The sequence below is a fragment of the Pseudomonas sp. genome (genome assembly GCF_036387035.1).
In the GTDB taxonomy this organism is placed as follows: Bacteria; Pseudomonadota; Gammaproteobacteria; order Pseudomonadales; family Pseudomonadaceae; genus Aquipseudomonas.
This window is the reverse complement of record NZ_DASVUM010000242.1, coordinates 1-24728: the sequence shown is the minus strand read 5'-3', so window position 1 is coordinate 24728 and position 24728 is coordinate 1. Positions and strand designations below refer to the sequence as shown.

General features: G+C 61.0%; 16 protein-coding genes, 2 tRNA genes and 2 pseudogenes. 8 read left to right on the top strand and 12 right to left on the bottom strand.

Features of this window, described 5'->3' with window-relative positions; all coding sequences use genetic code 11:
- The first annotated feature begins 305 nt into the window (after window positions 1-305).
- Together nirB and nirD are read left to right on the top strand one after the other, a co-directional pair.
- Window positions 306-2867, top strand: a complete 2562-nt coding sequence (gene nirB / locus VF672_RS21800) for a nitrite reductase large subunit NirB (protein ID WP_331106761.1) — start codon at window positions 306-308, stop codon at window positions 2865-2867.
- On the top strand, window positions 2864-3241 hold the full coding sequence (nirD, locus tag VF672_RS21795; protein ID WP_331106759.1) for a nitrite reductase small subunit NirD: 378 nt from the start codon (window positions 2864-2866) through the stop codon (window positions 3239-3241). The genes nirB and nirD overlap by 4 nt, the downstream gene beginning before the upstream one ends.
- A 702-nt stretch (window positions 3242-3943) precedes the next feature.
- Here the strand turns inward: nirD and VF672_RS21790 are convergent.
- Both VF672_RS21790 and VF672_RS21785 read right to left on the bottom strand, forming a co-directional pair.
- Window positions 3944-4020: transfer RNA gene (locus tag VF672_RS21790), tRNA-Asp, on the bottom strand.
- A 19-nt stretch (window positions 4021-4039) separates the two neighbouring features.
- Window positions 4040-4115, bottom strand: a tRNA-Val gene (locus VF672_RS21785).
- 159 nt (window positions 4116-4274) lie between these two features.
- On the opposite strand from VF672_RS21785, the gene rdgC reads away from it, so the two are divergent.
- Both rdgC and VF672_RS21775 read left to right on the top strand, forming a co-directional pair.
- Window positions 4275-5195 carry a recombination-associated protein RdgC gene (gene rdgC, locus VF672_RS21780; RefSeq protein ID WP_331106757.1) on the top strand — a complete coding sequence of 307 codons (921 nt, stop codon included), beginning with the start codon at window positions 4275-4277 and terminating at the stop codon, window positions 5193-5195.
- A gap of 143 nt (window positions 5196-5338) precedes the next feature.
- On the top strand, window positions 5339-6301 hold the full coding sequence (locus VF672_RS21775; protein ID WP_331106755.1) for a bile acid:sodium symporter family protein: 963 nt from the start codon (window positions 5339-5341) through the stop codon (window positions 6299-6301).
- A gap of 251 nt (window positions 6302-6552) precedes the next feature.
- On the opposite strand, the gene VF672_RS21770 is transcribed toward VF672_RS21775, so the two are convergent.
- Entirely contained in the window at window positions 6553-8424 is a 1872-nt protein-coding gene (locus VF672_RS21770; RefSeq protein ID WP_331106753.1) for an MFS transporter, read from the bottom strand.
- A gap of 138 nt (window positions 8425-8562) precedes the next feature.
- The gene (locus tag VF672_RS21765; protein ID WP_331106751.1) at window positions 8563-9699 is read right to left on the bottom strand and encodes a TDT family transporter; all 1137 of its coding nucleotides are present in this window, start codon (window positions 9697-9699) and stop codon (window positions 8563-8565) included.
- 262 nt (window positions 9700-9961) lie between these two features.
- Between VF672_RS21765 and VF672_RS21760 the strand changes: the two genes are divergently transcribed.
- The gene (locus VF672_RS21760; RefSeq protein WP_331106749.1) at window positions 9962-13435 is read left to right on the top strand and encodes a NahK/ErcS family hybrid sensor histidine kinase/response regulator; all 3474 of its coding nucleotides are present in this window, start codon (window positions 9962-9964) and stop codon (window positions 13433-13435) included.
- 612 nt (window positions 13436-14047) lie between these two features.
- Here the strand turns inward: VF672_RS21760 and VF672_RS21755 are convergent.
- From VF672_RS21755 to cysK, 5 genes are all read right to left on the bottom strand, one after another.
- Window positions 14048-14902 (bottom strand): DMT family transporter, encoded by an 855-nt coding sequence (locus VF672_RS21755; RefSeq protein WP_331106747.1) that lies wholly within the window; start codon window positions 14900-14902, stop codon window positions 14048-14050.
- Between the two features lie 391 nt (window positions 14903-15293).
- On the bottom strand, window positions 15294-16703 hold the full coding sequence (locus VF672_RS21750; RefSeq protein WP_331106745.1) for an alginate export family protein: 1410 nt from the start codon (window positions 16701-16703) through the stop codon (window positions 15294-15296).
- Window positions 16704-16706: 3 nt separating this feature from the next.
- Entirely contained in the window at window positions 16707-17564 is an 858-nt protein-coding gene (locus VF672_RS21745) for a glyoxalase (RefSeq protein ID WP_331106774.1), read from the bottom strand.
- A gap of 209 nt (window positions 17565-17773) precedes the next feature.
- Window positions 17774-18712 (bottom strand): aspartyl/asparaginyl beta-hydroxylase domain-containing protein, encoded by a 939-nt coding sequence (locus tag VF672_RS21740; RefSeq protein WP_331106743.1) that lies wholly within the window; start codon window positions 18710-18712, stop codon window positions 17774-17776.
- Window positions 18713-18870: 158 nt separating this feature from the next.
- A complete protein-coding gene (gene cysK / locus VF672_RS21735; protein ID WP_331106741.1) occupies window positions 18871-19845 on the bottom strand; it encodes a cysteine synthase A in 975 nt (324 codons plus the stop codon).
- Between the two features lie 126 nt (window positions 19846-19971).
- Here cysK and VF672_RS21730 point away from each other — a divergent pair, with 126 nt between their 5' ends.
- Window positions 19972-21045 (top strand): DUF748 domain-containing protein, encoded by a 1074-nt coding sequence (locus VF672_RS21730; protein ID WP_331106739.1) that lies wholly within the window; start codon window positions 19972-19974, stop codon window positions 21043-21045.
- A 440-nt stretch (window positions 21046-21485) separates the two neighbouring features.
- Here the strand turns inward: VF672_RS21730 and VF672_RS21725 are convergent, their stop codons facing one another.
- Together VF672_RS21725 and VF672_RS21720 are read right to left on the bottom strand one after the other, a co-directional pair.
- Window positions 21486-21998, bottom strand: coding sequence for a DUF2442 domain-containing protein (locus tag VF672_RS21725; protein WP_331106737.1), 513 nt, complete (start codon window positions 21996-21998; stop codon window positions 21486-21488).
- Window positions 21995-22226 (bottom strand): annotated as a pseudogene (locus VF672_RS21720) (DUF4160 domain-containing protein). The gene VF672_RS21725 and the pseudogene VF672_RS21720 overlap by 4 nt, the downstream one beginning before the upstream one ends.
- Before the next feature lie 205 nt (window positions 22227-22431).
- Between VF672_RS21720 and VF672_RS21715 the strand changes: the two are divergent.
- Window positions 22432-23277: an AAA family ATPase gene (locus VF672_RS21715; RefSeq protein WP_037013922.1), complete on the top strand. Its 846-nt coding sequence runs from the start codon at window positions 22432-22434 to the stop codon at window positions 23275-23277.
- Window positions 23278-23334: 57 nt separating this feature from the next.
- Entirely contained in the window at window positions 23335-24513 is a 1179-nt protein-coding gene (locus VF672_RS21710) for a VWA domain-containing protein (RefSeq protein ID WP_331106734.1), read from the top strand.
- A 29-nt stretch (window positions 24514-24542) separates the two neighbouring features.
- On the opposite strand, the pseudogene VF672_RS21705 reads toward VF672_RS21710, so the two are convergent.
- A pseudogene (locus VF672_RS21705) lies at window positions 24543-24728 on the bottom strand (IS110 family transposase); the annotation flags it as partial.

The window sequence follows — 24728 nt, the reverse complement described above, 5'->3', positions numbered from 1 at the left end:
GCCCGCTACAACACCGGCATTCCCCGGTAGAGAACGCCTGGCCGTCAGGTCTACCGTTCAAATCTCCCCGCTGGCACAGCCATTGCTACATCCCTTGGCAAGTCCAGCCTGAACACGCGGTTGGCAGCCCTGGCCGGTCAATGCAGATCGCCAGCCTTACATGGCATCGGGCTCAGCAGGTTGCTGGCGACACTGTGGTCGCGCGGCAACCCATAAAGAACAGGCAAAGGCGCCTGGAACCGAGAGGTTCCGGGCGCCTTTTTTTTGCTTTCGAAAAACCTGATTGGCCTTGGCCGGGACTCGATATGAACACCACAGTCGCTCCTCTCAACGATGTCCAAACCCTGATCGTCATCGGCAACGGCATGGTGGGTCACCACTGCGTCGAACAGCTGATCGCCGCCGGCGCCCTTGAACGCTATCGCATTCATGTGTTCGGTGAGGAAAGCCAGCGCGCCTACGACCGCGTGCATCTGTCCGAATACTTCGGCGGCCGCGATGCCGAGTCATTGGCGATGAGCGATGCTTCTTTATATGAGCAGGCCGGGCTGACGCTGCACTTGGGTGTTGCGGTGCTGGAGATCGACCGGGCGCGGCGCGAAGTCATCACCGCCAAGGGGTCCTTCGGTTACGACAGGCTGGTACTGGCGACGGGCTCATATCCCTTTGTGCCGCCCATCGAGGGCGCCGAAGGCCATTCGCGACTGGTCTACCGCACGCTGGACGACCTGGACACCATCCGCGCTGCCGCCAGCCAAGCGAAACGCGGCGTGGTGGTCGGCGGCGGGCTTTTGGGGCTGGAAGCGGCCAACGCGCTGAAGTCACTGGGCCTGGAAGCCCACGTGGTGGAATTCGCGCCGCGGTTGATGCCGGTTCAGCTGGATGACCACGGCGGGGCAGCGCTGAAGGCGCGCATCGAAGCGCTGGGCGTCGGGGTGCACCTGTCGCGCGCGACGCAATCGATCACTGCGGGTGAGGAGCACCGCTACCGGATGAATTTTGCCGGCGACGAGTTTCTTGAAACGGACCTGATCGTCTTTTCCGCCGGCATCCGCCCCCAGGACGCCCTCGCCCGCCAATGCGAACTCACGCTGGGCCCGCGCGGCGGCATCGCCATCGACGAACACTGCCGCACCAGCGACCCTGCCATTTTCGCCATCGGTGAGTGCGCTGCCTGGAACGGCAGCGTTTTCGGCCTCGTTGCACCGGGTTATCAAATGGCACGCAACGTCGCCGCGCAGCTGTGCGACCTGGACGCCGAGCCGTTCTTTGGCGCAGACATGTCCACCAAACTCAAACTGCTCGGCGTCGATGTCGGTTCCATCGGCGACGCCCACGGCGCACTGACGGGCGCGCGCAGCTACCGGTTTATCGATGAGGCCACCGGCACTTACCGCCGTCTGGTGGTGTCTGCCGACGGCAAGCAGGTCTTGGGCGCCGTGCTGGTGGGCGACAACAGCTATTACGACACCCTGCTGCAATACGCGCAGAACGGCATCAAGTTGCCCGCCGACCCGTCGAGCCTGATCCTGCCCCACAGCGACGGTGCGCCGACACTGGGTGCCGACGCCTTGCCCGCCACCGCGACCATTTGCTCCTGCCATAACGTCAGCAAGGCCTCGATCTGCTCGGCCATTGACGGCGGCTGCACGGACCTGGCCGGGCTCAAAGCCTGCACCAGGGCAGCCACCGGATGCGGCGGGTGTACGGCGCTGCTCAAGAGCGTCTTCGAACACGAACTCATCGCCCGCGGCGTTGCTGTCGATAAAAGCCTGTGCGAGCACTTCGCCTTTACGCGTCAGGAGCTGTACGCCTTGGCGCGCGTGGAGAACATCGAAAGTTTCGACGAGATGCTCGCTCGCCATGGTAAAGGCCACCTGGGTTGCGATATCTGCAAGCCCACCGTCGGCTCGATCCTCGCTTCGTGCTGGAACCGGCCAATCATGGACCCCTCGCTGGTGCCGCTGCAGGACACCAACGACACGTTCATGGCCAACATGCAGAAGAACGGCACGTACTCGGTGGTGCCGCGCATCCCGGCCGGCGAAATCACCGCCGACGGGTTGATCGCCATCGGCGCGGTCGCCAAGAAATACGACCTTTACACTAAGATCACTGGCGGCCAGCGCATCGACCTGTTCGGCGCGCAGCTGCATGAACTGCCCGACATCTGGGCCGAGCTGATTGCCGCCGGTTTCGAGACCGGCCATGCCTACGGCAAATCGACGCGCACGGTGAAGTCCTGCGTCGGCAGCACCTGGTGCCGCTACGGCGTTCAGGACAGCGTGCAAATGGCGCTCAACATCGAGGACCGTTACAAGGGCCTGCGTTCCCCGCACAAGCTCAAGTTCGCGGTGTCCGGCTGCACCCGTGAATGCGCCGAAGCACAAAGCAAGGACATCGGCGTGATCGCCACGGAGAACGGCTGGAACCTGTACGTGTGCGGCAACGGCGGCATGCGCCCGCGCCACGCCGAGCTGTTCGCCACCGACCTGGATGATGAAACGCTGATTCGCTACATCGACCGCGTGCTGATGTTCTACATCCGCACCGCCGACAAGTTGCAGCGGACTTCGGTCTGGCGCGAGTCCCTTGAAGGCGGACTGGATTACCTGAAAGCGGTGGTGATCGAGGACAGCCTGGGGCTGGCCGACGAACTGGAAGCGCAGATGCAGTTGGTGGTCGACCGCTACGAATGTGAATGGGCCAACGCGCTGAAGAGCCCGGAGAAGCTCAAGCGCTTCCGCACCTTTGTCAACGACAAGGCCGCTGACCCGGACATTCATTTCGTCAAGGAACGCAGCCAGCGCCGTCCTGCCCGCGCTGACGAACTCAACTTGATTGCCGCTGAGGAGATTGCACGATGAGCCAGGCCAATGCCGTCGCGATGCACGTGACCGACACTTCTATATGGCGCTCCGTGTGTGGGCGCGAGGACCTTGTGCTGAATTCTGGCGTCGTTGCGCTGGTGGGAAATGCTCAGGTGGCGCTGTTTTATGTGGCGTCGATCGGCGGCGCCCCTCAGCTGTTTGCCGTGGACAACCGCGATCCGGTCACTGGTGTGAACGTGATTGGCCGGGGGCTGGTTGGGAGCCTGGGTGGTGACCTTGTCATCGCCTCGCCGCTCTATAAGCAGCATTACCGGCTGGAAGACGGTACCTGCCTGGAAGACGACGCTTTGCGACTGCGGACCTGGCCGGTTCGGCTGGTGGGGGATGTGGTTGAGGTGGATGTGGGGTGAGAGGATCAAGGGCGTCTGCCTGGGGGCAGACCGTTTCGCCTTCGGCGAGTTACTTTTAAAAAGCACTAAAAGTAACCAAAAGTGCCTGCTCTCGGTTGGGCCCGACTTCGTCGGGTTCCTTCACTCCGGTCTCGCTCCGTGGGCCCGCGCCGAACGGACATCCATGTCCTGACGGCGCTCTCGCCGCATCCATGCGGCTCGGCCCACTACGCAAGACCTGCGTTCAGCCTGCACCCAAGTCGCGTTTGGCGGTGACTGGGCTTTTTGTGTAGGAAGATCAAAAGCAGATCAGGAGCAGATCAGAAGCAGGTCAGAAGCTTCTCGGCTGAAGCCGGTCCCACTGACACAGCGCACGCTTTTAGTGGGACCGGCTTTAGCCGGGAAGAGGCCCGTTCAGGCGTTGACCTTCGATCGTTCCCACGCTCCGCGTGGTAATGCCGCCACGGAAGCTCCGCGTCCCGCCCAATCACGGATCTGTAGGAGCCGGCTTGCTGGCGAACCCGAATGATGGGGCTAACGCAGCGTTGCCTGACACACGGCATTCGCCAGCAAGCCGGCTGCTAGAGTGTGCCCTCCACCGGCTTTTGCAGGTTGGAAGCCTGCGGATGGATGAGGACTGGATTAATTCCAGGCACAAAAAAAGCGACCCTAAGGTCGCTCTCTTTGTCGTTACGAGGAGTTCAAGGGCCTCGTAACTCAATATGGCGCAGCGGACGGGACTCGAACCCGCGACCCCCGGCGTGACAGGCCGGTATTCTAACCGACTGAACTACCGCTGCGCGTAACACTTGAAACGAATGGTGGGTGATGACGGGATCGAACCGCCGACATTCTGCTTGTAAGGCAGACGCTCTCCCAGCTGAGCTAATCACCCTTCGCTTCGGTGTGGCGCGCATTCTACGGAGCGATCAAAAAGCTGGCAAGCACTTTTTTAAATAATTTCTATAATCCTTCCAAAGGCTTACATCAGGGTTGGCCGCAGGGTCGCAGGAGCGAATAATGCCCACCTTTGTTTAAAGGAGAGCTGTACCCCATGTGGTTCAAAAACCTGCTTGTCTATCGCCTGACCCAGGACCTGCCATTTGACGCCGAGGCGCTGGAAACCGCGTTGGCGACCAAGCCTGCACGTGCCTGTGCCAGCCAGGAGTTGACCACTTACGGTTTCATCGCCCCGTTCGGCAAGGGCGAAGATGCACCTTTGGTGCACGTCAGCGGTGATTTCATGCTGATCTCGGCGCGCAAGGAAGAACGCATCCTGCCCGGCAGCGTGGTCAACGATGCCTTGAAAGAGAAAATCGAAGAGATCGAGACCGAGCAGATGCGCAAGGTCTACAAGAAGGAACGCGACCAGCTCAAGGATGAAATCATCCAGGCCTTCCTGCCCCGCGCCTTTATCCGTCGCTCGGCCACCTTCGCCGCCATCGCACCCAAGCAAGGCGTGATTCTGGTCAACGCGTCCAGCCCCAAGCGTGCCGAAGATCTGCTGTCGACCTTGCGTGAAGTGGTGGGCTCGTTGCCCGTGCGTCCGGTGACCGTCAAGACCGCCCCGACCGCTGTCATGACCGAATGGGTCAAGACCGGCCAGACAGCCGAGCACTTTTTCGTGCTGGACGAATGCGAACTGCGCGACACCCACGAAGACGGCGGCATTGTGAAATGCAAACGTCAGGACCTGACCAGCGACGAAATCCAGCTGCACCTGAGCACCGGTAAAGTCGTCACTCAGCTGTCGCTGGCATGGCAGGACAAGCTGTCGTTCGTGCTGGACGACAAGCTCGGTATCAAACGCCTCAAGTTCGAGGATCTGCTGCAGGACGAAGCCGAGCAGAACGGCGGCGACGATGCGCTGGGTCAGCAGGACGCCAGCTTTACGCTGATGATGCTGACGTTCGGCGAGTTCCTGCCGCAGCTGATGGAAGCACTGGGCGGCGAAGAGATTCCCCAGGGGATCTGATCTCACCTGCCTGCGCAGGATCCGGCTTGCTGGCAAATGCATTGCGTCAGGTTCGTTGATCGAGACTGACACGGCGCATTCGCCAGCAAGCCGGCTCCTGCAGGGTCGGCGTTCACTTCATACCTATAAGAGAGGAGCAGGCCATGCGCGCCCTGGCTGCATTGAGTCGTTTTGTCGGTAATACCTTCGCGTACTGGGTGCTGCTGTTCGCCCTCCTGGCGTTCCTGTTCCCGTCCTGGTTCATTGGCCTCAAGTCTTACATCGTGCCGTTGCTGGGCCTGGTGATGTTCGGTATGGGCCTGACCCTCAAGCTCGATGATTTCTCTGAAGTCGTGCGCCATCCCTGGCGTGTGGCTTTGGGCGTGGTCGCGCATTTCGTGATCATGCCCGGCGTCGCCTGGCTGCTTTGCCAGCTGTTCCACTTGCCGCCGGAAATCGCCGTGGGCGTGATTCTCGTCGGCTGCTGCCCGAGCGGAACGTCGTCCAACGTCATGACCTGGCTGGCGAAAGGCGATCTGGCGCTGTCGGTGGCCATCGCGGCCGTCACCACCCTTCTCGCCCCGCTGCTGACCCCGGCGCTGATCTGGTTGTTGGCGTCGGCCTGGTTGCCGGTGTCCTTCATGGAGATGTTCTGGTCGATCCTGCAACTGGTCATGCTGCCGATCGTGCTGGGCGTCATCGCTCAACGCCTCTTGGGCGCCAAGGTGCAGTTTGCCGTTGATGTGCTGCCGCTGGTGTCGGTGGTGAGCATCGTGATGATCGTCTGTGCCGTGGTCGCGGCGAGTCAGGCGAAGATCGCGGAATCGGGGTTGTTGATCATGGCCGTGGTAATCCTGCACAACAGCTTCGGTTTCCTGCTGGGTTACTTCACCGGCAAGCTGTTCAAGCTGCCGCTCGCCCAGCGCAAGTCACTCTCGCTGGAAGTCGGCATGCAGAACTCGGGCCTTGGGGCCGCACTGGCCGCCGCGCACTTTTCACCACTGGCGGCGGTGCCAAGCGCGCTGTTCAGCGTCTGGCACAACATTTCGGGTGCGTTGCTTTCGACGTACTTCCGAAAGATGACGCCGGATGCGGCGGTGACGGAAGAGAAGCCGATTGTCGGTTGACCAGACCAGGTCCCGGCTCTGCGTCGAACACCGGTGCCGGTTGTACACCGGTCCGATGACAGACACAGGACCCGTAAGAGCCGCCGGGGTGGCGCTCCACCTTGCTGGCGAACCTGATCTGTCAAAGAGATTAACGCTGTCTGACACACCGCTTTCGCCAGCAAGCCGGCTCCTACAGTTCAAGGCCAGCCGGCGCATTGTGAGCAAATTAAAGCGTCAGCCAGCGCATCCCGCGAAGGTTGGTGCGTCTGCTAACGCACCGCCCCCCGCAACTCCGCCACCCGTTCGCGAACCATTGCCGGCTGCGACGCCTCTGCCGTCAACGCCGGTCCTGCCACCAGGGTGACGCGCGACCACAGCCTGCGAAACACGCCCTTGTTCGGATCGCGGCTGAAGAAGCTGCCCCACAATCCTTGCAACGCCAGCGGAATCACCGGCACGTCGGTCTCTTGCAGCACACGGCTCATGCCGCTTTTGAAAGTGTCGATCTCGCCATCGGTGGTCAGTTTGCCTTCCGGGAAGATGCACACCAGCTCGCCTTCGTTCAGGTAATGGGCGATCCGCTCGAACGCTTTGTCGAACACCGCCTTGTCTTCCTTGACCCCGGCAATCGGAATGGCGCCAGCGGTGCGGAAGACGAAATTCAGTACGGGCAGATTGAAGATCTTGTAGTACATGACGAAGCGGATCGGCCGGCGCACAGATCCGGCAATCAACAGTGCATCGACAAACGACACGTGATTGCAGACCAGCAATGCCGCGCCCTCCTCCGGGATCAGGTCGAGGTCGCGATGCTCCACGCGGTACATGGAATGGCTCAGCAGCCAGATCATGAAGCGCATGGTGAACTCGGGCACGATCTTGAAGATGTAGGCATTGACCGCGATGTTCATCACCGATACCACCAGGAAGAGCTGCGGAATCGACAGCTTGGCCACGCTCAACAAGACAATCGAGACGATCGCCGACACGACCATGAACAGCGCGTTGAGGATGTTGTTGGACGCGATGACCCGGGAGCGTTCTTTCTCCGGCGTGCGCGACTGAATCAGCGCGTACAGCGGCACGATGTAGAAACCACCGAAGACGCCAATGCCGAGAATGTCCAGCAACACCCACCACGCCTGCCCGTAACCCAGAATCGCCAGCCAGTTGTTGTCCTGCACATTCTGTGGAAAGTCGCCGGAATGCCACCACAGCAGCAAACCGAACACGGTCAGGCCCATGGAGCCGAACGGCACCAGACCGATCTCCACTTTGCGCCCGGACAGTCGTTCGCAGAGCATGGAACCGGCGGCGATCCCGATGGAGAAAACGGTCAGAATCAGGGTGACGACGGTTTCATCGCCATACAGAAAATCCTTGGCGTAGGCCGGTATCTGCGTCAGGTAGATCGCGCCCACAAACCAGAACCACGAGTTGCCGACGATGGAACGCGACACCGCTTTGGTCTGACCCAGGCCAAGCTTCAGCGTCGCCCAGGATTCACTGAATATGTTCCAGTTCAGACGCATTTCCGGCGAGGCGGCCGCGGCCGGCGGAATGCCCCGACTGGCGAGATACCCCAGGCACGCCACCGAAACCATCGCTGCCGCCACAATGGGCGCGTAATGGGTCGCGGACATCATGACCCCAGCCCCGATAGTGCCCGCCAGGATGGCCAGAAACGTGCCCATTTCCACCAGACCGTTGCCACCCACCAGTTCGTTTTCGTGCAGGTGCTGCGGCAGAATCGAGTACTTCACCGGCCCGAACAACGCCGAATGGGTGCCCATGGCGAAAAGCGCGGCCAGCATCAGCGACAGGTGATTAAAGAGAAACCCGGTCGCCCCGACCACCATGATCACAATCTCAAGCACCTTGATCATGCGGATCAGTTTGTCTTTGGGGTATTTCTCGCCGAACTGCCCGGCCAGCGCCGAGAACAGAAAGAATGGCAGGATGAAAAGCAGCGCGCAGAGGTTGACGTAGATGGACCGGTCACCGTCGATGCTCAGCTTGTAGAGAATGGCGAGGATCAGCGACTGCTTGAAGATGTTGTCGTTGAACGCCCCGAGGGACTGGGTCACGAAAAACGGCAAAAAACGCCGCTTTCCCAACAAACTGAATTGCGACTGACTCATCTTCCCTGGTCCTGAGTGGCGCCGGTAGCGGCTTTCGGATTGGAACGCCACACGGCGGTTCCGCGCCATATTGAAGACCCAACCGGCAGCAAAGTCGAGCGTACGCTCTAACGCATACCCCGTTGGAGCGTGCGGAGGTCAGCCGGCGATGCACGGCGACACAAATAACTCGCCTTTATAGGCCCCGCTCACAGTGCGCTTCATGATGATCAGCCACAGGGCGGCCAACGCGGCAACGAGCACGCTGCCAAGAAATGAAAAGAACGCAAGATGAAGCACCGCGCCCAGCTTCAAGGTGGTGAGCGCGAACACACCCAGCGGAAAGGTGAAGCCCCACCATCCCAGATTGAATGGAATGCCATTGCGCAAGTAACGCGCGGTGATCAGCAGCGCCATCAGGCACCACCACACGCCGACACCCCATAAGGTCACACCGCCAATCAGGCCAAGGCCTGAAGCGATTTCGCCTACGCCGGGCAGACCATTGGCGTTGAAGATGAGCGGCGAATCCGCGCCCAGCACGATCAGGCCGAAGGCGCCCGTGCTGATCGGCCCAAGCGCCAGCCAGCTTGAGGCGGCCATGCTTTCGTGGGGCAGTTTGTGCAGGGCCATGCGCAGCAGGAGGATGGTCAGGATGCTGAACGCCACGGGCACCGACATCGCCCACAGCACGTAGCTGGTAATGAGCACGCTGAACTGGCTATGACTGTCGGCCAGCTGCGGCGCCAGCAGCCCGCCGCTGACCGCCGCCACTTCGCAGGCCACCAGTGGCAGAAGCCAGATGGCGGTCATCTGATCGATGCGGTGTTCCTGGCGGGTGAACATCAGGAACGGGATAACCACGCCGCAGGCCAGCGACATCGTGACGTCGAGCCACCACAAGAGTTCGGCGAACGGCAGCACGGCGTCGCCCCAACGCGGCAGGCCGAACATGAGCAGACCGTTGATGAGGGTCGCCAGCCCCATGGGGATCGTGCCAAAAAACATCGACACCGTGGAATGCCCGAAGACCCGCCGCGCCTCATCGAAAAACATCACCCAACGGGCGATGTACAGCGCGCTGAAGGTCAGAAACAGGACGATATTGAGCATCCACAACGCTTCCGCCAGCGGGAACAGCGCGGCACCGGCCAACGGAAGCTGGGGCAGCACGGCCGAAAGAATGCCGGTGCCCATGGTCACGGCGAACCAGTTGGGGGTGAACTGACGGATGACTTCCCGAGGATGGCCCAGTTGGCTGAAAGGTCTTTGCGGGATGAAAATGGCGTGGGTCATGGCGTGCTCCTGTCCTCGTATGAGGTGGCCCCATATTAGGAGGGATGCGGTTATCGACTAAGCGGGTAATTTCGCTATAGGTCATAGATTTCCCCGATATGCGACGGGCAGGAGCGGGCTGGCTAGTGAATGGCTGTGTCCACTGCGACACCGCGCCGCTCAGACCTTGGTCGTAACAGACGAACCCCACTCGGCGTGCGAGACTGTCCGGCCGGCGAGGGATCGCCACTGAAACCGCTCGCCGCTTGTCTCTGGAGTTCCCATGTCGCTGTCCAGCGGGCTGATCGCCGCCGTCGCCCTGGCCTATATGGCCATCATGTTTGCCATCGCCTTCTACGGTGACCGTCGCCGCACCCCGCTTCCGCCCCGCCTGCGCGCCTGGGTGTACAGCCTGTCGCTGGCGGTTTATTGCACCAGCTGGACGTTCTTTGGCTCGGTCGGCCAGGCCGCCGAGCAACTGTGGTCGTTTCTGCCGATCTACCTGGGGCCGATTCTTCTATTGCTGCTGGCACCCTGGGTGCTGCAGAAAATGGTGCTGATCAGCAAGCAGGAAAACATCACCTCCATTGCCGACTTCATCGCCGCTCGCTACGGCAAGTCACAAACACTCGCGGTTGTCGTTGCGCTGATCTGTCTGATCGGCGTGCTGCCCTACATTGCGCTGCAGCTCAAAGGCATCGTGCTGGGGGTGAACATTCTTATCGGGGCCGGCGCAGACGCCACGGGGACTCGCGCCCAGGACACCGCGCTGATCGTCTCGCTGGTGCTGGCGTTGTTCACCATCGTGTTCGGCACCCGCAACCTCGACGCCACTGAACACCACCGCGGCATGGTGCTGGCGATTGCCTTCGAATCGCTGGTCAAGCTGTTCGCGTTCATGGCGGTTGGCGCGTTCGTCACGTTCGGGCTGTACGACGGCGTGGACGACCTGTTCAACCAGGCCATGCTTGCCCCACGTCTGGAGGAATACTGGAAAGAAACGGTCAACTGGCCGTCGATGGTGGTGCAGACCGGCGTCGCGATGATGGCGATCATCTGTTTGCCGCGGCAGTTTCACGTCACCGTGGTGGAGAACATCGAACCCCAGGACCTGCGCCTGGCCAAATGGGTCTTTCCGGCGTATCTGCTGCTGGCTGCGGTCTTTGTGGTGCCCATCGCGCTGGCCGGGCAGATGTTGCTGCCCGCCTCGGTGCTGCCCGACTCGTTCGTGATCAGCGTGCCACTGGCTCATGCGCACCCGGCGCTGGCCATGCTGGCATTCATCGGCGGCGCCTCGGCCGCGACCGGGATGGTCATCGTCGCCAGCGTCGCGCTTTCGACCATGGTCTCCAACGACATGCTGCTGCCTTGGCTGCTGCGGCGCAAAACCGCCGAGCGCCCGTTCGAAGTGTTCCGTCACTGGATGCTCTCGGTGCGCAGGGTGAGCATCGTCGTCATCCTGCTGCTCGCCTACGTCAGCTATCGGCTGCTGGGCTCGACCGCGAGCCTGGCGACTATCGGCCAGATCGCCTTCGCCGCCATCACCCAGTTGATGCCGGCAATGATCGGCGCGCTGTACTGGAAGCCGGCCAATCGGCGCGGCGTGTTCGCCGGGCTCGCCGCCGGGGTGTTCATCTGGTTTTACACCTTGGTGCTGCCGATCATCGCCCACAGCATGGGCTGGTCACTGAGCAGCTTCCCGCTGCTGGCGTGGCTGCACAGCAACCCGTTCAATCTGCCGATCAGCCCACTGACCCAGGGCGTGGTCCTGTCGATGCTGGGCAATCTGGTGCTGTTCGTGTGGGTCTCGTTGTTGTCGCGAACGCGCGTGTCCGAATACTGGCAGGCCGGCCGCTTCATCGGTCAGGAGCTGCAGGCACGGCCCAACAATCGCTCGTTGCTGGCGGTGCAGATCGAGGACTTGCTCAAGCTTTCGGCGCGTTTCGTGGGCGAAGAGCGAGCGCAGCAGAGTTTTATTCGCTTCGCCTACCGGCAGGGCAAAGGCTTCAACCCCAACCAGAACGCCAACGGTGAATGGATCGCCCACACCGAACGTTTGCTGGCCGGTGTACTGGGCACTTCGTCGACGCGGGCGGTAGTCAAGGCCGCCATCGAGGGCCGCGACATGCAGCTTGAGGACGTGGTGCGCATCGCCGACGAAGCCTCCGAGGTGCTGCAGTTCAATCGCGCCCTGCTGCAAGGCGCCATCGAAAACATCACCCAGGGCATCAGCGTAGTCGATCAATCCCTGCGGCTGGTGGCCTGGAACGCGCGCTACCTGGAGCTGTTCAATTACCCGGAAGGCCTGATCAGCGTGGGCCGGCCCATCGCCGACATCATCCGCTACAACGCCGAGCGCGGTTTGCTCGGGCCCGGCGAGGCCGAGGTGCATGTGGCCCGGCGGCTGCACTGGATGCGCCAGGGCCGCGCGCACACTTCTGAGCGGTTGTTTCCCAACGGCCAGGTGATCGAGCTGATCGGCAACCCGATGCCCGGCGGCGGTTTCGTCATGAGCTTCACCGACATTACGGCGTTCCGCGAGGCCGAGCATGCGCTCAAGGGCGCCAATGAAAGCCTTGAGCAGCGCGTGGCCGAACGCACGCGGGAGCTGTCGCAATTGAACACGGCGCTCACCGAAGCCAAGGCCCACGCGGAAGCGGCCAATCAGTCGAAAACGCGCTTCCTTGCTGCGGTCAGTCACGACTTGATGCAGCCGATGAACGCCGCGCGCTTGTTTTCTGCCGCCCTGCTGCACAACGACGACAACGTACCGGCAGAAGCCAAGCAACTGATCCAGCATCTGGACAGCTCGCTGCGTTCCGCTGAAGACCTGATCAGTGACCTGCTGGATATTTCGCGCCTGGAGAATGGCAGATTCACGCCGACCATTGCGCCGTTCGCGCTGAACAATTTGTTTGAAACCCTCGGTGCCGAATTCAAGGCCCTCGCGCAGGAGCAAGGGCTGGACTTCCGCGTGCGCGGCAGCACGCTGCGGGTGACCAGCGATGCCAAGCTGCTGCGACGGGTGCTGCAGAACTTTCTGACCAATGCGTTTCGTTATGCAAAGGGGCCGATTCTGCTGGGGGTGCGCCGCAGGAACGGGCAGCTGAGCCTGGAAGTCTGGGACCGCGGGCCCGGTATTCCCGAAGACAAGCGCCAGGTGATTTTCGAGGAATTCAAACGGCTGGACAGCCACCAGACGCGCGCTGAAAAAGGCCTGGGGCTGGGGCTGGCGATCGCCGATGGTCTGTGTCGCGTGCTCGGTCATTCGCTGCAAGTGCGTTCATGGCCGGGACAAGGCAGCGTGTTCAGCGTCACCGTACCGCTGGCGCCCGCCTTGCCGACGCCCGCCGCTGCGCCAATTGAACCGTTGCGTGCCGCGCTGAACGGGACGCAAATCCTCTGCGTCGATAACGAGGACAGCATCCTGATCGGCATGAACAGCCTGCTCAGCCGTTGGGGTTGCCAAGTGTGGACCGCCCGCAATCGCGAGGAATGCCAGGCGCTGCTCGACGACGGCATTCGCCCGCATCTGGCGTTGGTGGATTACCACCTGGACCACGGCGAGATCGGCACCGAACTGATGGCCTGGCTGCGCACGCAACTGGGTGAACCCGTCCCCGGCGTGGTCATCAGTGCCGACGGCCGCCCGGAGCTGATCGCCCAGGTTCATGCCGCCGGCCTGGAATACCTGGCCAAACCGGTGAAGCCCGCAGCGTTGCGGGCGTTGTTGAGTCGGCATGTGCGTTTGGGATGAGGATCGGCTGACACACTGGTGGTGCATTGATCTTTGTACGGCCGCCTGCGCATAGCACACCAAGCCACGATCCGCGCATCGCCATGCGCACATGCGCAGCACAACGATCCGCGTATCGCCGTGCGCACATCCGCAGCCACCACGATCAGCGTATCGCCGTGCGCACATCCTCGGCAAACCACGATTCGTGTAGGAGCGTGGCTTGTCCCGCGATCGGCTGCGCAGCAGTCGTGAAACCTGACGCGCTGAGATGCCTGACACACCACATGCAGCGGTCTGCTGCCGCTACGCGCCAGATCGCGAGCAAGCTCACTCCCACAGTTTCATTTGCAGAGCCCGAAGAGTTCGCCCCAAAGCCACGATCCGCCTATAGCCATACGCGCATTACGCGCCAAGCCACGATCCGCGTATCGCCGCGCGCACATCCGCGGCCACCACACTTCGTGTAGGAGCGTGGCTTGTCCCGCGATCGGCTGCGCAGCAGTCGTGAAACCTGACGCGCTGGATGCCTGACACACCGCATGCAGCGGTCTGCTGCCGCTGCGCGCCAGATCGCGAGCAAGCTCACTCCTACCGCTTCATCCCCGAAGCCCGCCGCAGAGGTGCACGGTGCTACTTGACCTTCCTGAACACAAACACCAACCCCACCACGATCAGCACCATGCCCAGCAGACTCATCAGGGCGAGGCGGTTGCCAAAGATCAGGTAGTCCATGATCGCCGTGACGCCGGGCACGAGGTAAAACAGGCTGGTGACGTTGACCAGGTTGCCTTGGGCGATCAAGCGGTAGAGCAGGAACGTCGCCAGCACCGACACCACCAGCCCCATATACAGGACCGGCACATAAAAGCTGACGCTGTGCTCGAAATGAAAAGGTTGGAACGGCACGAACACCGCACACACCACCGTCCCCGCGAGGTACTGCACTGGCAACGTGCCCAGAGGGTTGTCGGTGATGCGCTTCTGCATGCTCGAGCCCCCGGTCATGCTCAACATGCCCAATACCCCAAACGCCATGCCGGCCAGCGATCCGCCGTCACCAATACCTTGCCAGACCACCAGCACCAGGCCGGCCAGCCCCAGACTCAGGCCGAACATGCGTGACGCCGAGCGGCTGCGTTCGATCAGCACGGCCGTCAGAATCGGTTGCACGCCCATGATCGTGGCCATGACGCCGGGGGCGACCTTCATGTCCAGCGCCAACAAGTAGCAGATCTGATACGCGCCCAGCAGCACCGCGCCGGTCATCAGTGCAAAACGCATCGACGCACGGGTGGCGGGAAGCCGGTAGCCCAGCGCCGGAATCAGGATGGTCAGCGCGGCCAGGGCCAGCAAGAAACGAAACAGCAAAAACGCAAACGGCGACGCGTGGGTCAGGCCCCACTTGGAAACAATCGCGCCGCTGCTCCAGAGCAGGACGAAAAGCGTTGTCGTGGCCATCGAGGCCAAGGCTTTATTAGCGAACATGAGTCACCTGTGTTTCAGACAAAATCGGACCCGGTACGAACCGGATTCACGGATGTTTTGCGGGCGTTTGCAGGCGTCGATCGACAGCAGTCGATCAGCCGGGCACAACGACCCCTGGCGGTGCAACGGCGCACACGACAGGACTGTTCACAGGTGGGGGTGGCGGGTAATGCGTGATGAAGGCGATTTGCATGCAGCCGCACGGTGCCGCAACAGCGCTGGCTGTAGCGGACAAAGCGGACCGGGTGCTGGATGCAGGCATCGTGCTCATCTTCTGGAAAGGAAAGACTCGGTGTTGCCAAGTGTGACAGCAACGAGGCCGACTATAACCAGCCACCGGTGCCTCGTGCAATGTCATCACGCGACGTCGTTACTGCGATCAGGCAAACCCCTACCACGACAGTTTCAGCTCGACGCCCAGGTAGTTGCTGTCGTGCCCGCCGGCATCGCGCACCGACTGGCCGACGTCATAGTGAACCGCCTCGATCGCACCGCTCAGATTGCCGGTGAAGGCGTAGTCCGTGCGCACTTGCCCGTAAGCGCCTGTCCAGCGACTGCCCTGCCCCGCCGTTCCGGCCACCGCAATATTGGGCTGCACGTATACCGCGTCCTCGGTGGTCTCTCGCCATTGCAGGCCGAGCGCCGTTTGAATGCTCAGCTTGGCGATGGGTTTGACCGTAATCGACGGTTTGACGTGCAGGATGTTGGCGTAACCGGTGTAGCCGCCCAGCGAGAAGTAATAGCCATTGGGGAACAGCGGATTGAACGTGCCCAGCGTGCCATCGCCGCTGTTGCGGTCGCCCGACGCCGCGTCCAGTTGCAGGCCCAGGCGCGGCGTCCAGCTGACGTCGGCGAAGGTGTAACCCACGCGACTGCCCGCCGCCCAGGCGCGAATGCTCTTGGCCCCGACCGAACCGGTCTGCCCCATGGTTTCCAGGTCCCAGTCGTAGCCATCGGCCGCACCGCCCAGCCGCGCGTCAAAAATGTTCCGGTGTTCCGCGCCGCTGGCGTCCAGGTAATTGGCATCGTCGCGCTCATACAGCCCGACGTACGCCGACAGTTCGTTACTGCCGCCGACCAGACGCTCGGCGCGCAGCAGGTGGAAGCGAAATTCATGGTTCGAGCGGTCGTCGAAGTGGCGCTCGTCCTGGTATTGCACCGGTCGGCTGGCGATCGCGATGAAGCGCCACAAGCCGGTTTCCCAATCTGCCCACAACGCATCGAACGACTGGCGCACGTTAGGCCCGTCGCGCGAAGAAATAAAACGCTGCAAGTCGAAGGCGAAATCCTGCCGCCCCATCCGCGCCTTGAACGTGTTATCGCCCAGCTTTTTTGTGTATTCGAGAAACGCCAGGCGCAGGTCGGTACGGTTTTGATCAGCGCCGCCAAGGGTGGTTTTGTCGTAGGCGCGCACGTCTTCCAGCTGCGTGAACACGCGCCAGTTTTCGTTGAAGTGCAGATCGGCATGCACCTGAAAGCGCTGCAGCAGATACCTGTCCCGGGCTACATTGCGTGTGCCGAACGCGCTGGCGTCGTTCATCTCGAAGCGCTCACGCAAGGTGCTGCCCAACGACAGATAGGTCTGCGGATTGTCGGCAGACAGCGAGATGTATTTGAGGCTGTCCAGCGGCGCAGTCCGCAGGGTTGGATTGGCCAGCACCGACCAATCCTCCTGCCAGCGGTTTGCCTTGATCACCGGCCTCGCCTGCGTCGTGTCGGCACTCACCTGGCCACTCGCCAGCGGCAACGCCATGGCCAGGCACACACCGCTCAAACCTGAAGCGAATCGAGCACTCGCCATCGGTCAACCAGCCGCAGCGGTCTGGTGAATTTCAGCGACGTAGCCACCCGGAAACTCAACAACTGCAGCGGTACGCCCTGCGCTGGTGAAAGGCTCGACAATCACCTTCACGCCTGCCGCTTTGGCTTTGCTCAGCGTGTCCTGCAGATTACCGACCTCGTAGCCGGTGTTGTCATGGCCGAACGGATACGGCAGATGGCCGTCGGTGGCCAGCACGACCATTTTGCCGAACGGCGACTCAATGCGAATGCGGTGGAACGTGGCGTCGGCGCGACCGATTTCGATACCCGGCGCTTTCTTCTCGTCGCTGACGACTTTGCCGTGGGAGAACGTCATGAACGCTTTCACGAAGGCGCCGGCACGGTCATTGGACACGTAGACGCGGTTCTCGGGAACGTTCTGAAACGGCGCGTAACTCGGCACTTTGGTGTGCCAGTAAAGCTGCATGTTCACGCCACCCGGCCACTGCACCACGGCGTCGCGGCCGATGGGGTCCGGGAAGTCCGACACGATGACGTCGGCACCGGCCTGACGCGCCTCTTTGATTGCCACGTCCATGTCCTTGACCAGATAACCGTTGCGCTCATCGCCAAACGGACGCGGAATCGGGGTCTTGAAGCCGAACAGCGAAACGGTGCCGACCGGCGTTTGAATCAGCTGGGACGTGGTGCTGCTGGGCACCGGCAACACGTTGACCACCACTTGGGGCGTGCTCTGGCCGCCGAATGTCGCGGTGAAGCTTTGAACGAAGCGATCAACGTCGGCAGGCGCGACGTACACATGGGTGGTGTCGTATTGCGGCGCAACCGCCACGGCGGCCGATTGGGCAAAGGCAACGGTCGGTGCGACCACGGCCGCCATCGGACCGGCCAGGCCGAACAGCGTGGCGGAAAACATCAGGAATCTGGCGCGCATGAACATCGTCTCCGGGAAAAAGGGCTGGACGCAGGGTCCGCCGACTGGCCCGAAGAGGATTGAATAGACGTGCTATTTGCCGGTTATGCCCTTGTGCCGGGCATAAAAAAAGCGCCGTCACACAAGGTGCGACGGCGCTCAGTGAAGCCGTTTTTCTAGCCGAACAGCCAGTAACCCAGCAAGGTCAGTACGAGCACCGACAGCACCGGACGCAAGATACGGTAGGCCTTGGGATTGGCGCGTTTGAACTGCTTAACCTTTCCGCTGAAGCCGTTGCTGAACCGCTTGCTGAACGCATACGCCTGATTGATCCCGCCCACGCGCTCGTCATCGGTGTTCTGCGGCGCAGTGGCGCGGCCCAGAAACGCACTGACGCGGCGGTTTAGGGCGGTCATGAAGCGATTGCTCAGCGGCCGCTCGATGTCGCAAAAGAGGATCACGCGGGTGACGTCGGTTTCGTTCTTGACCCAATGCACGTAGGTTTCATCGAACATCACGTCGTCACCGTCGCGCCAGGCGTAGACCTGACCGTCAACGAAAATGCGGCAATCATCGGAATTGGGCGTCGACAGGCCCAAGTGGTAACGCAGGGAGCCGGCGAACGGGTCGCGGTGCGGGTTCAAGTGGCTGCCGCCGGGCAACAGCGCAAACATCGCGCCTTTGACGTTGGGAATGCGGCTGACCAGCTCGACCGTCTTGGGGCACAGCGCCTCCGCCGACGGCAGCGGTTTGTCGTACCACTTCAGATAGAAGCGCTTCCAGCCTTTCTTGAAGAACGAACCGAAACCCGCATCGTTGTCCTTCGCGGCCGCGCGGATATAGCCCTCGTCAAACAAATGCATGGCTTCGTCACGGATGGTTTCCCAGTTGTCGCGCAGCACGTCGAGTTCGGGAAACTTGCTGCGGTCCAGATACGGTTTGGACGGCACGCTGGAGAACAGGTACATCAAGGCGTTGTAGGGGGCGAACAGTGCGGAGTGATTCACGAACTGGCGCAATACAGGCAAACGCGCCTTGCCGCGCAGATGCACGTACAGCGTGCTGCCTACAAACAGCAGCAGAATCGCCGCTTTGACAGCAAAAGAAAGGGTCATGAAACTCTCCTTGAAACAGGGCCGAACCGCGCGGCCCGAAGCTTACGCTGCTGAAACGGCCGCCGACTGACCTGGGACAATCGTGCGGCGGGTTTCGAATGGCGGCCATCATAAGCCTTAGTCCGCCGGGTAAAAAGCCGAAGCAGCGCAGGAACCGACTATTGGGTCAGCTCCTGATCGGTGAACAAGTCGCTGAAGAGCATGCTCGACAGGTAGCGCTCACCCGAATCCGGCAGCACGACCACGATGGTCTTGCCCTGCATTTCCGGTTTCTCGGCCAGTCGCACGGCTGCGTGCATGGCCGCGCCGCACGAAATACCGCAGAGAATCCCCTCTTCCTGCATCAGCCGCAGGGCCATGGCCTTGGCTTCTTCATCACTCACCAACTCGACGCGGTCAACAATCGAGAGGTCGAGGTTCTTCGGAATAAAGCCTGCGCCAATGCCTTGAATCTTGTGAGGACTGGGTTTGATCTCTTCGCCCGCCATCGCCTGGGTGATGATCGGCGAGCCCATGGGTTCGACGGCCACTGAAATGATCGGCTTGCCCATGGCGTGCTTGATGTAGCGCGAAACGCCGGTGATGGTGCCGCCCGTGCCGACACCCGCCACCAGCACGTCGATGGCGCCGTCGGTGTCGTTCCAGATTTCCGGGCCGGTGGTCTTCTCGTGAATGGCCGGGTTGGCCGGGTTCTCGAACTGCGCCGGCATGAAGTAGCGGCCGGGGTCACTGGCAACGAGTTCCTCGGCCTTGGCGATGGAGCCCTTCATGCCCAACGCCGGCTCGGTGAGCACCAGTTCGGCGCCCAGGGCCTTGAGCACCTTGCGCCGCTCTATACTCATGGAAGCCGGCATGGTCAGGGTCAGCTTGTAACCGCGCGCGGCGGCAACGAAAGCGAGGCCGATGCCGGTGTTGCCGGACGTGGGCTCGACGATGGTCATGCCTGGCTTGATCTTGCCGCTGCTTTCGGCGTCCCAGATCATGTTCGCGCCGATCCGGCACTTGACGGAATACCCCGGATTACGCCCCTCGATCTTGGCCAGGATGGTGACCCCGCGCGGCGCGATACGGTTGATCTGCACCAGTGGCGTGTTGCCGATGGAATGGGCGTTATCTGCGTAAATACGGCTCATGACCGGGTCCTTGTGCAGGGTTGGAAAAACTTGAAGCCTATGCCTTGAGCCTGTGCAACGTCCAGTCGAAGCGAACCGATCGCATCGCCAGCAGTCAACAAAACTACGTCACGAGAGGGTAGGAACATGAAACGTCGTTACAGCTGGCCGTTAGGGATAATTGTTGGCCTGGTGGTGTTGCTGATCGCCGTTCACATCGCGCTGCCGTATGTGGTGCGCAATTACCTCAACGAAAAACTCGCCGACATGGGCGACTACCGCGGCCAAGTGACCGATGTGGACCTGGCCCTGTGGCGCGGGGCGTACCGGATCAACGGGCTTAAAATCGTCAAGGTTGACGGCAAGGTGCCGGTGCCGCTGCTGGATGCGCCGGTCATCGACCTGGCCGTCAGCTGGCATTCGCTCTGGTACGACCATGCCGTCGTCGCCGAGGTTGCCTTCATCAGCCCCGAACTCAACTTCGTCGACGGCGGCCCGGACAAGCGTCAGTCGCAGACCGGTGCCGGGACCAACTGGCAGGCCCAGCTGGACAAACTGCTGCCCATCACCCTCAACGAGCTGCGCATTCAGGACGGCAAGATCACCTTCAGCAACTTCAACTCCACGCCAAAGGTCAAAATCGACGCCGACAAGATTAACGCCAGCGTCTACAACCTGACGAACGTCGAAGACAAGGCCGGCAAACGCGATGCGCGTTTCGAGGGCAAGGCCATGCTGATGGGCCATGCGCCACTGGAAAGTACGGCAACCTTCGACCCGTTCAGCTTCGAAGACTTCGACTTCAAGCTTCGCGCGACCGGCCTTCAGCTCAAGCGCATGAACGACTTCGCCTCGGCGTACGGCAAGTTTGATTTCAACGCAGGAGACGGTGACGTGGTCATTGAAGCGCAGGCCAACAAAGGCCAGCTCAGCGGTTACATCAAGCCGCTGCTGCGCAACGTGGACATCTTCAATTGGCAGCAGGACGTGGAAAACCAGAACAAGGGCTTCTTCCGTTCGATCTGGGAAGCCGTGGTCGGCGGCAGCGAAACCGTGCTGAAAAATCAGGAGAAAAACCAGTTCGCCACCCGCGTCGAACTGAGCGGCAGCGTTCACAAGCAGGACATCAGTGCCTTCGAAGCGTTCTTGCAGATCCTGCGAAACGCCTTTGTGCAGGCGTTCAACACGCGCTATGACAGTGGCAAGGGCGACGCGAAATAAGCACCGTAAAGTTCGGCGCCTGATTGCCAGTGCCAGTGTAAGAGCGACCTTGTCCCGCGATCTGGCGCGCAGCGGCAGCAACACAGTGAATGCGGTGTGCCAGGAACAATGGCGTCGCGAGGTTTCACGACTGCTGCGCAGCCGATCGCGGGACAAGCCACGCTCCTACAGGATTCGCGCAGGTCGTGGATGTTGCGTTCGCCGCAACCAGATTTCACGCACGAGCGTAATTCCCGATTCGACGCCGATGGAACGTAGGAGCGCGGCTTGTCCCGCGATCTGGCGCGCAGCGGCAGCAAAACAATGAATGCGCTGTGTCAGCAAGCATGGCGTCGCGAGGTTCAACGACTGCTGCGCAGCCGGTCGCGGGACAAGCTTGCTCGCGAAGCGTTATTTCAGCGATGAATCATCGCTGCAATAAATGCCGTTCCCAGCCTGAGTCACTCATCACCTTCCCCAGCCGGCCTTTCGGCAGCATAAGCCGCACGCTTCTCGGCCAATAAGACGCCGTTCTCTGCTTGATTCTGCAACGCATCCCAGCCGAGGCACGCCAACGCCAAGGTGCGCGGCGCCGCCTCGTTGCCATTGGTGTAACGGGTAATGCTGCGTGTGCTAACGCCCAGTGCCTCGGCCGCCAGGGCCAGCGGCAAGCCGGTGCGCGCGCGCCAGCCGATGAATATCCGCGTGTTCTCGTCAGTGGCGGCCTGCGCCTTGGCGTCCAGATACAGGGTGTCGGCGCCGATCTGGATGTCCGGCCCGGCCCACTCGACCGTCCAGCCGTCGTCGCCAATCTGTGCCTGCCGGAACGCGTCGGGGTCCTTGAGCGGTTGCAGACCTGGTAGTGCAGCGATGTCACTGCTCAGGTCGACGATGTATGTCATGTCGTTGATGAATGTCAGCGCCAGTTTTTGTCCAGCCAGCGCCTCTACGGTTTTGAGGCGTGGGCGTTTCATGGGTGCCATCGTTTCCATTCCTCCAGCAATTCTGTTTGGTGAGCCCTTATCCATTCGAGCGCCTCCCTGAGTACGACGGCCGGGGCATGACCGCGCATCGGTGCTATCAACTGCAGGCAGATCAGCACATCCAACCCGCCACCGGTGAGGTGCCACATGGGGCGGCAGGTGATCCTTTTCCCGCAGCTGAATCCTGTATTTGTCCCTGAATCTGTATTTTGTCGACATGCCAAGAACGGTATAGCTATTTTGGCGATACCTCAACAGAGGTTACACAATTTAACCAGTCAGATCCTGACGCCCCATTCAGGTACTGAATAAAGCGTCTGCGTTCCCAGTCGCAAGAAGTGCGCGGTATAGTCGCTGCATTCTTTACGCCCTATGTTGCGCGGCTCAGGCCGGTGTCTGTTCGCGCTGTTCGAGGATTTTCCCGATGAAATTCGAAGGCACCCACGCCTACGTCGCCACTGACGATCTGAAGCTTGCGGTGAATGCCGCCATCACCCTGGAGCGTCCGCTGCTGGTCAAAGGCGAGCCCGGCACCGGTAAAACCATGCTCGCCGAGCAACTGGCCGAATCCTTCGGCGCGCGACTGATCACCTGGCACATCAAATCGACCACCAAAGCGCATCAAGGCCTCTACGAGTACGACGCGGTCAGCCGCCTGCGCGACTCGCAGCTGGGCGTCGACAAAGTCCATGACGTGCGCAATTACCTGAAGAAAGGCAAGCTCTGGGAGGCCTTCGAATCCGAAGAGCGGGTGATTCTGCTGATCGATGAAATCGACAAGGCCGACATTGAATTCCCCAACGACCTGCTGCAAGAACTCGACAAAATGGAGTTCTACGTTTACGAAATAGACGAGACCATCAAGGCGAAAAAACGCCCGATCATCATCATTACGTCCAACAACGAAAAAGAGCTACCCGACGCTTTTCTGCGCCGCTGCTTCTTTCACTACATCGCGTTCCCGGATCGCAGCACGCTGCAAAAGATCGTCGACGTGCATTATCCGAACATCAAAAAGGACTTGGTCAGCGAAGCGCTGGACGTGTTTTTCGACGTGCGCAAAGTGCCGGGACTGAAGAAAAAGCCCTCCACTTCCGAGCTGGTCGACTGGCTGAAACTGCTGATGGCCGACAACATCGGCGAAGCGGTACTGCGCGAGCGCGATCCGACCAAAGCCATCCCGCCGCTGGCCGGTGCCCTGGTCAAGAACGAGCAGGACGTGCAACTGCTGGAACGCCTGGCGTTCATGAGCCGTCGCGGTAATCGCTAAGCATTCGGGTAAAAGTTATTAAGTCATCGCTTTTTAGATAAGCGTGGGACGCCGATTATGTTGCTCAATCTGTTCAACGAAATGCGCGCTGCCAAAGTGCCGGTTTCGTTGCGTGAACTGCTCGACCTCATCAACGCGCTGAAACAGCGCGTGACGTTTGCCGACATGGACGAGTTCTATTACCTGTCGCGCGCGATTCTGGTGAAGGACGAACGCCATTTCGATAAGTTTGATCGGGCTTTCGGTGCGTACTTCAACGGCCTGGAAAAGCTCGATGATCATCTGCAGGCGTTGATCCCTGAAGACTGGCTGCGCAAGGAATTCGAGCGCTCGCTGACGGCTGAAGAACGCGCCCAGATCCAGTCGCTCGGCGGCCTGGACCAACTCATCGAAGCATTCAAGAAGCGTCTGGAAGAGCAAAAGGAGCGTCACGCAGGCGGCAACAAATGGATCGGCACCGGCGGCACCAGTCCGTTCGGTTCAGGCGGTTACAACCCTGAGGGGATTCGGGTGGGCGATGCCGGCCAGCGCCAGGGCAAGGCCGTAAAAGTCTGGGATCAGCGCGAGTACAAGAACCTTGACGACGGGGTTGAACTGGGCACGCGCAATATCAAAGTTGCGCTGCGTCGGCTTCGCAAGTTCGCGCGCCAGGGCGCGGCTGACGAATTGGACATCGACGGCACCATCGACCATACCGCCCGCGACGCCGGCCTGCTGAACATCCAGATGCGCCCGGAACGCCGCAACACCATCAAGCTATTGCTGCTGTTCGACATCGGCGGCTCGATGGACGCCCACGTCAAGATTTGCGAGGAACTGTTCTCGGCCTGCAAGACCGAGTTCAAGCACATGGAGTACTTCTACTTCCATAACTTCGTTTATGAGTCAGTGTGGAAGAACAACCTGCGCCGCACCTCCGAGCGCACCGCCACCCAAGACCTGCTGCACAAATACGGCGCCGACTACAAAGTGATCTTCATCGGCGACGCCGCCATGGCGCCCTACGAAATCACACAGGCCGGCGGCAGTGTCGAGCACTGGAACGAAGAAGCCGGCTACGTCTGGATGCAGCGGTTCATGGCCAAGTTCAAGAAGATCATCTGGATCAATCCGTACCCCAAAGACGCCTGGGCCTACACCACCTCAACCAACATCGTGCGCGACTTGATCGAAGACCAGATGTACCCGCTGACGCTGCGCGGGCTGGAGGAAGGGATGCGGTATTTGGCGAAGTAATGCTGAGACTGTAGATACTCTGTTCCGGATCAAGCTTTTTGCAGATGTTTTTCGCTGAAAAGCTTGGCCGTATCGAAGTCTTCGCCGCTGCGCATGCAAGCCCACAAACCTGTCAGGTATTTACGCATCACCGCGCATATCGCCTGCATCTTACGCTTGCCTCGGCCCAACAGGCCCTCGTAAAAACCCTTCACATAAGGATCACAGCGGATCGC

Coding starts and splice junctions, on each gene's coding strand:
- VF672_RS21755 (WP_331106747.1), bottom strand. CDS start 14,902: ATGTTCGCTAATAAAGCCTTGGCCTCGATGGCCACGACAACGCTTTTC.
- VF672_RS21775 (WP_331106755.1), top strand. CDS start 5,339: ATGCGCGCCCTGGCTGCATTGAGTCGTTTTGTCGGTAATACCTTCGCG.
- rdgC (WP_331106757.1), top strand. CDS start 4,275: ATGTGGTTCAAAAACCTGCTTGTCTATCGCCTGACCCAGGACCTGCCA.
- VF672_RS21760 (WP_331106749.1), top strand. CDS start 9,962: ATGTCGCTGTCCAGCGGGCTGATCGCCGCCGTCGCCCTGGCCTATATG.
- VF672_RS21725 (WP_331106737.1), bottom strand. CDS start 21,998: ATGAAACGCCCACGCCTCAAAACCGTAGAGGCGCTGGCTGGACAAAAA.
- nirB (WP_331106761.1), top strand. CDS start 306: ATGAACACCACAGTCGCTCCTCTCAACGATGTCCAAACCCTGATCGTC.
- VF672_RS21710 (WP_331106734.1), top strand. CDS start 23,335: ATGTTGCTCAATCTGTTCAACGAAATGCGCGCTGCCAAAGTGCCGGTT.
- VF672_RS21715 (WP_037013922.1), top strand. CDS start 22,432: ATGAAATTCGAAGGCACCCACGCCTACGTCGCCACTGACGATCTGAAG.
- VF672_RS21770 (WP_331106753.1), bottom strand. CDS start 8,424: ATGAGTCAGTCGCAATTCAGTTTGTTGGGAAAGCGGCGTTTTTTGCCG.
- cysK (WP_331106741.1), bottom strand. CDS start 19,845: ATGAGCCGTATTTACGCAGATAACGCCCATTCCATCGGCAACACGCCA.
- VF672_RS21750 (WP_331106745.1), bottom strand. CDS start 16,703: ATGGCGAGTGCTCGATTCGCTTCAGGTTTGAGCGGTGTGTGCCTGGCC.
- VF672_RS21745 (WP_331106774.1), bottom strand. CDS start 17,564: ATGGCGGCCGTGGTCGCACCGACCGTTGCCTTTGCCCAATCGGCCGCC.
- VF672_RS21765 (WP_331106751.1), bottom strand. CDS start 9,699: ATGACCCACGCCATTTTCATCCCGCAAAGACCTTTCAGCCAACTGGGC.
- VF672_RS21740 (WP_331106743.1), bottom strand. CDS start 18,712: ATGACCCTTTCTTTTGCTGTCAAAGCGGCGATTCTGCTGCTGTTTGTA.
- nirD (WP_331106759.1), top strand. CDS start 2,864: ATGAGCCAGGCCAATGCCGTCGCGATGCACGTGACCGACACTTCTATA.
- VF672_RS21730 (WP_331106739.1), top strand. CDS start 19,972: ATGAAACGTCGTTACAGCTGGCCGTTAGGGATAATTGTTGGCCTGGTG.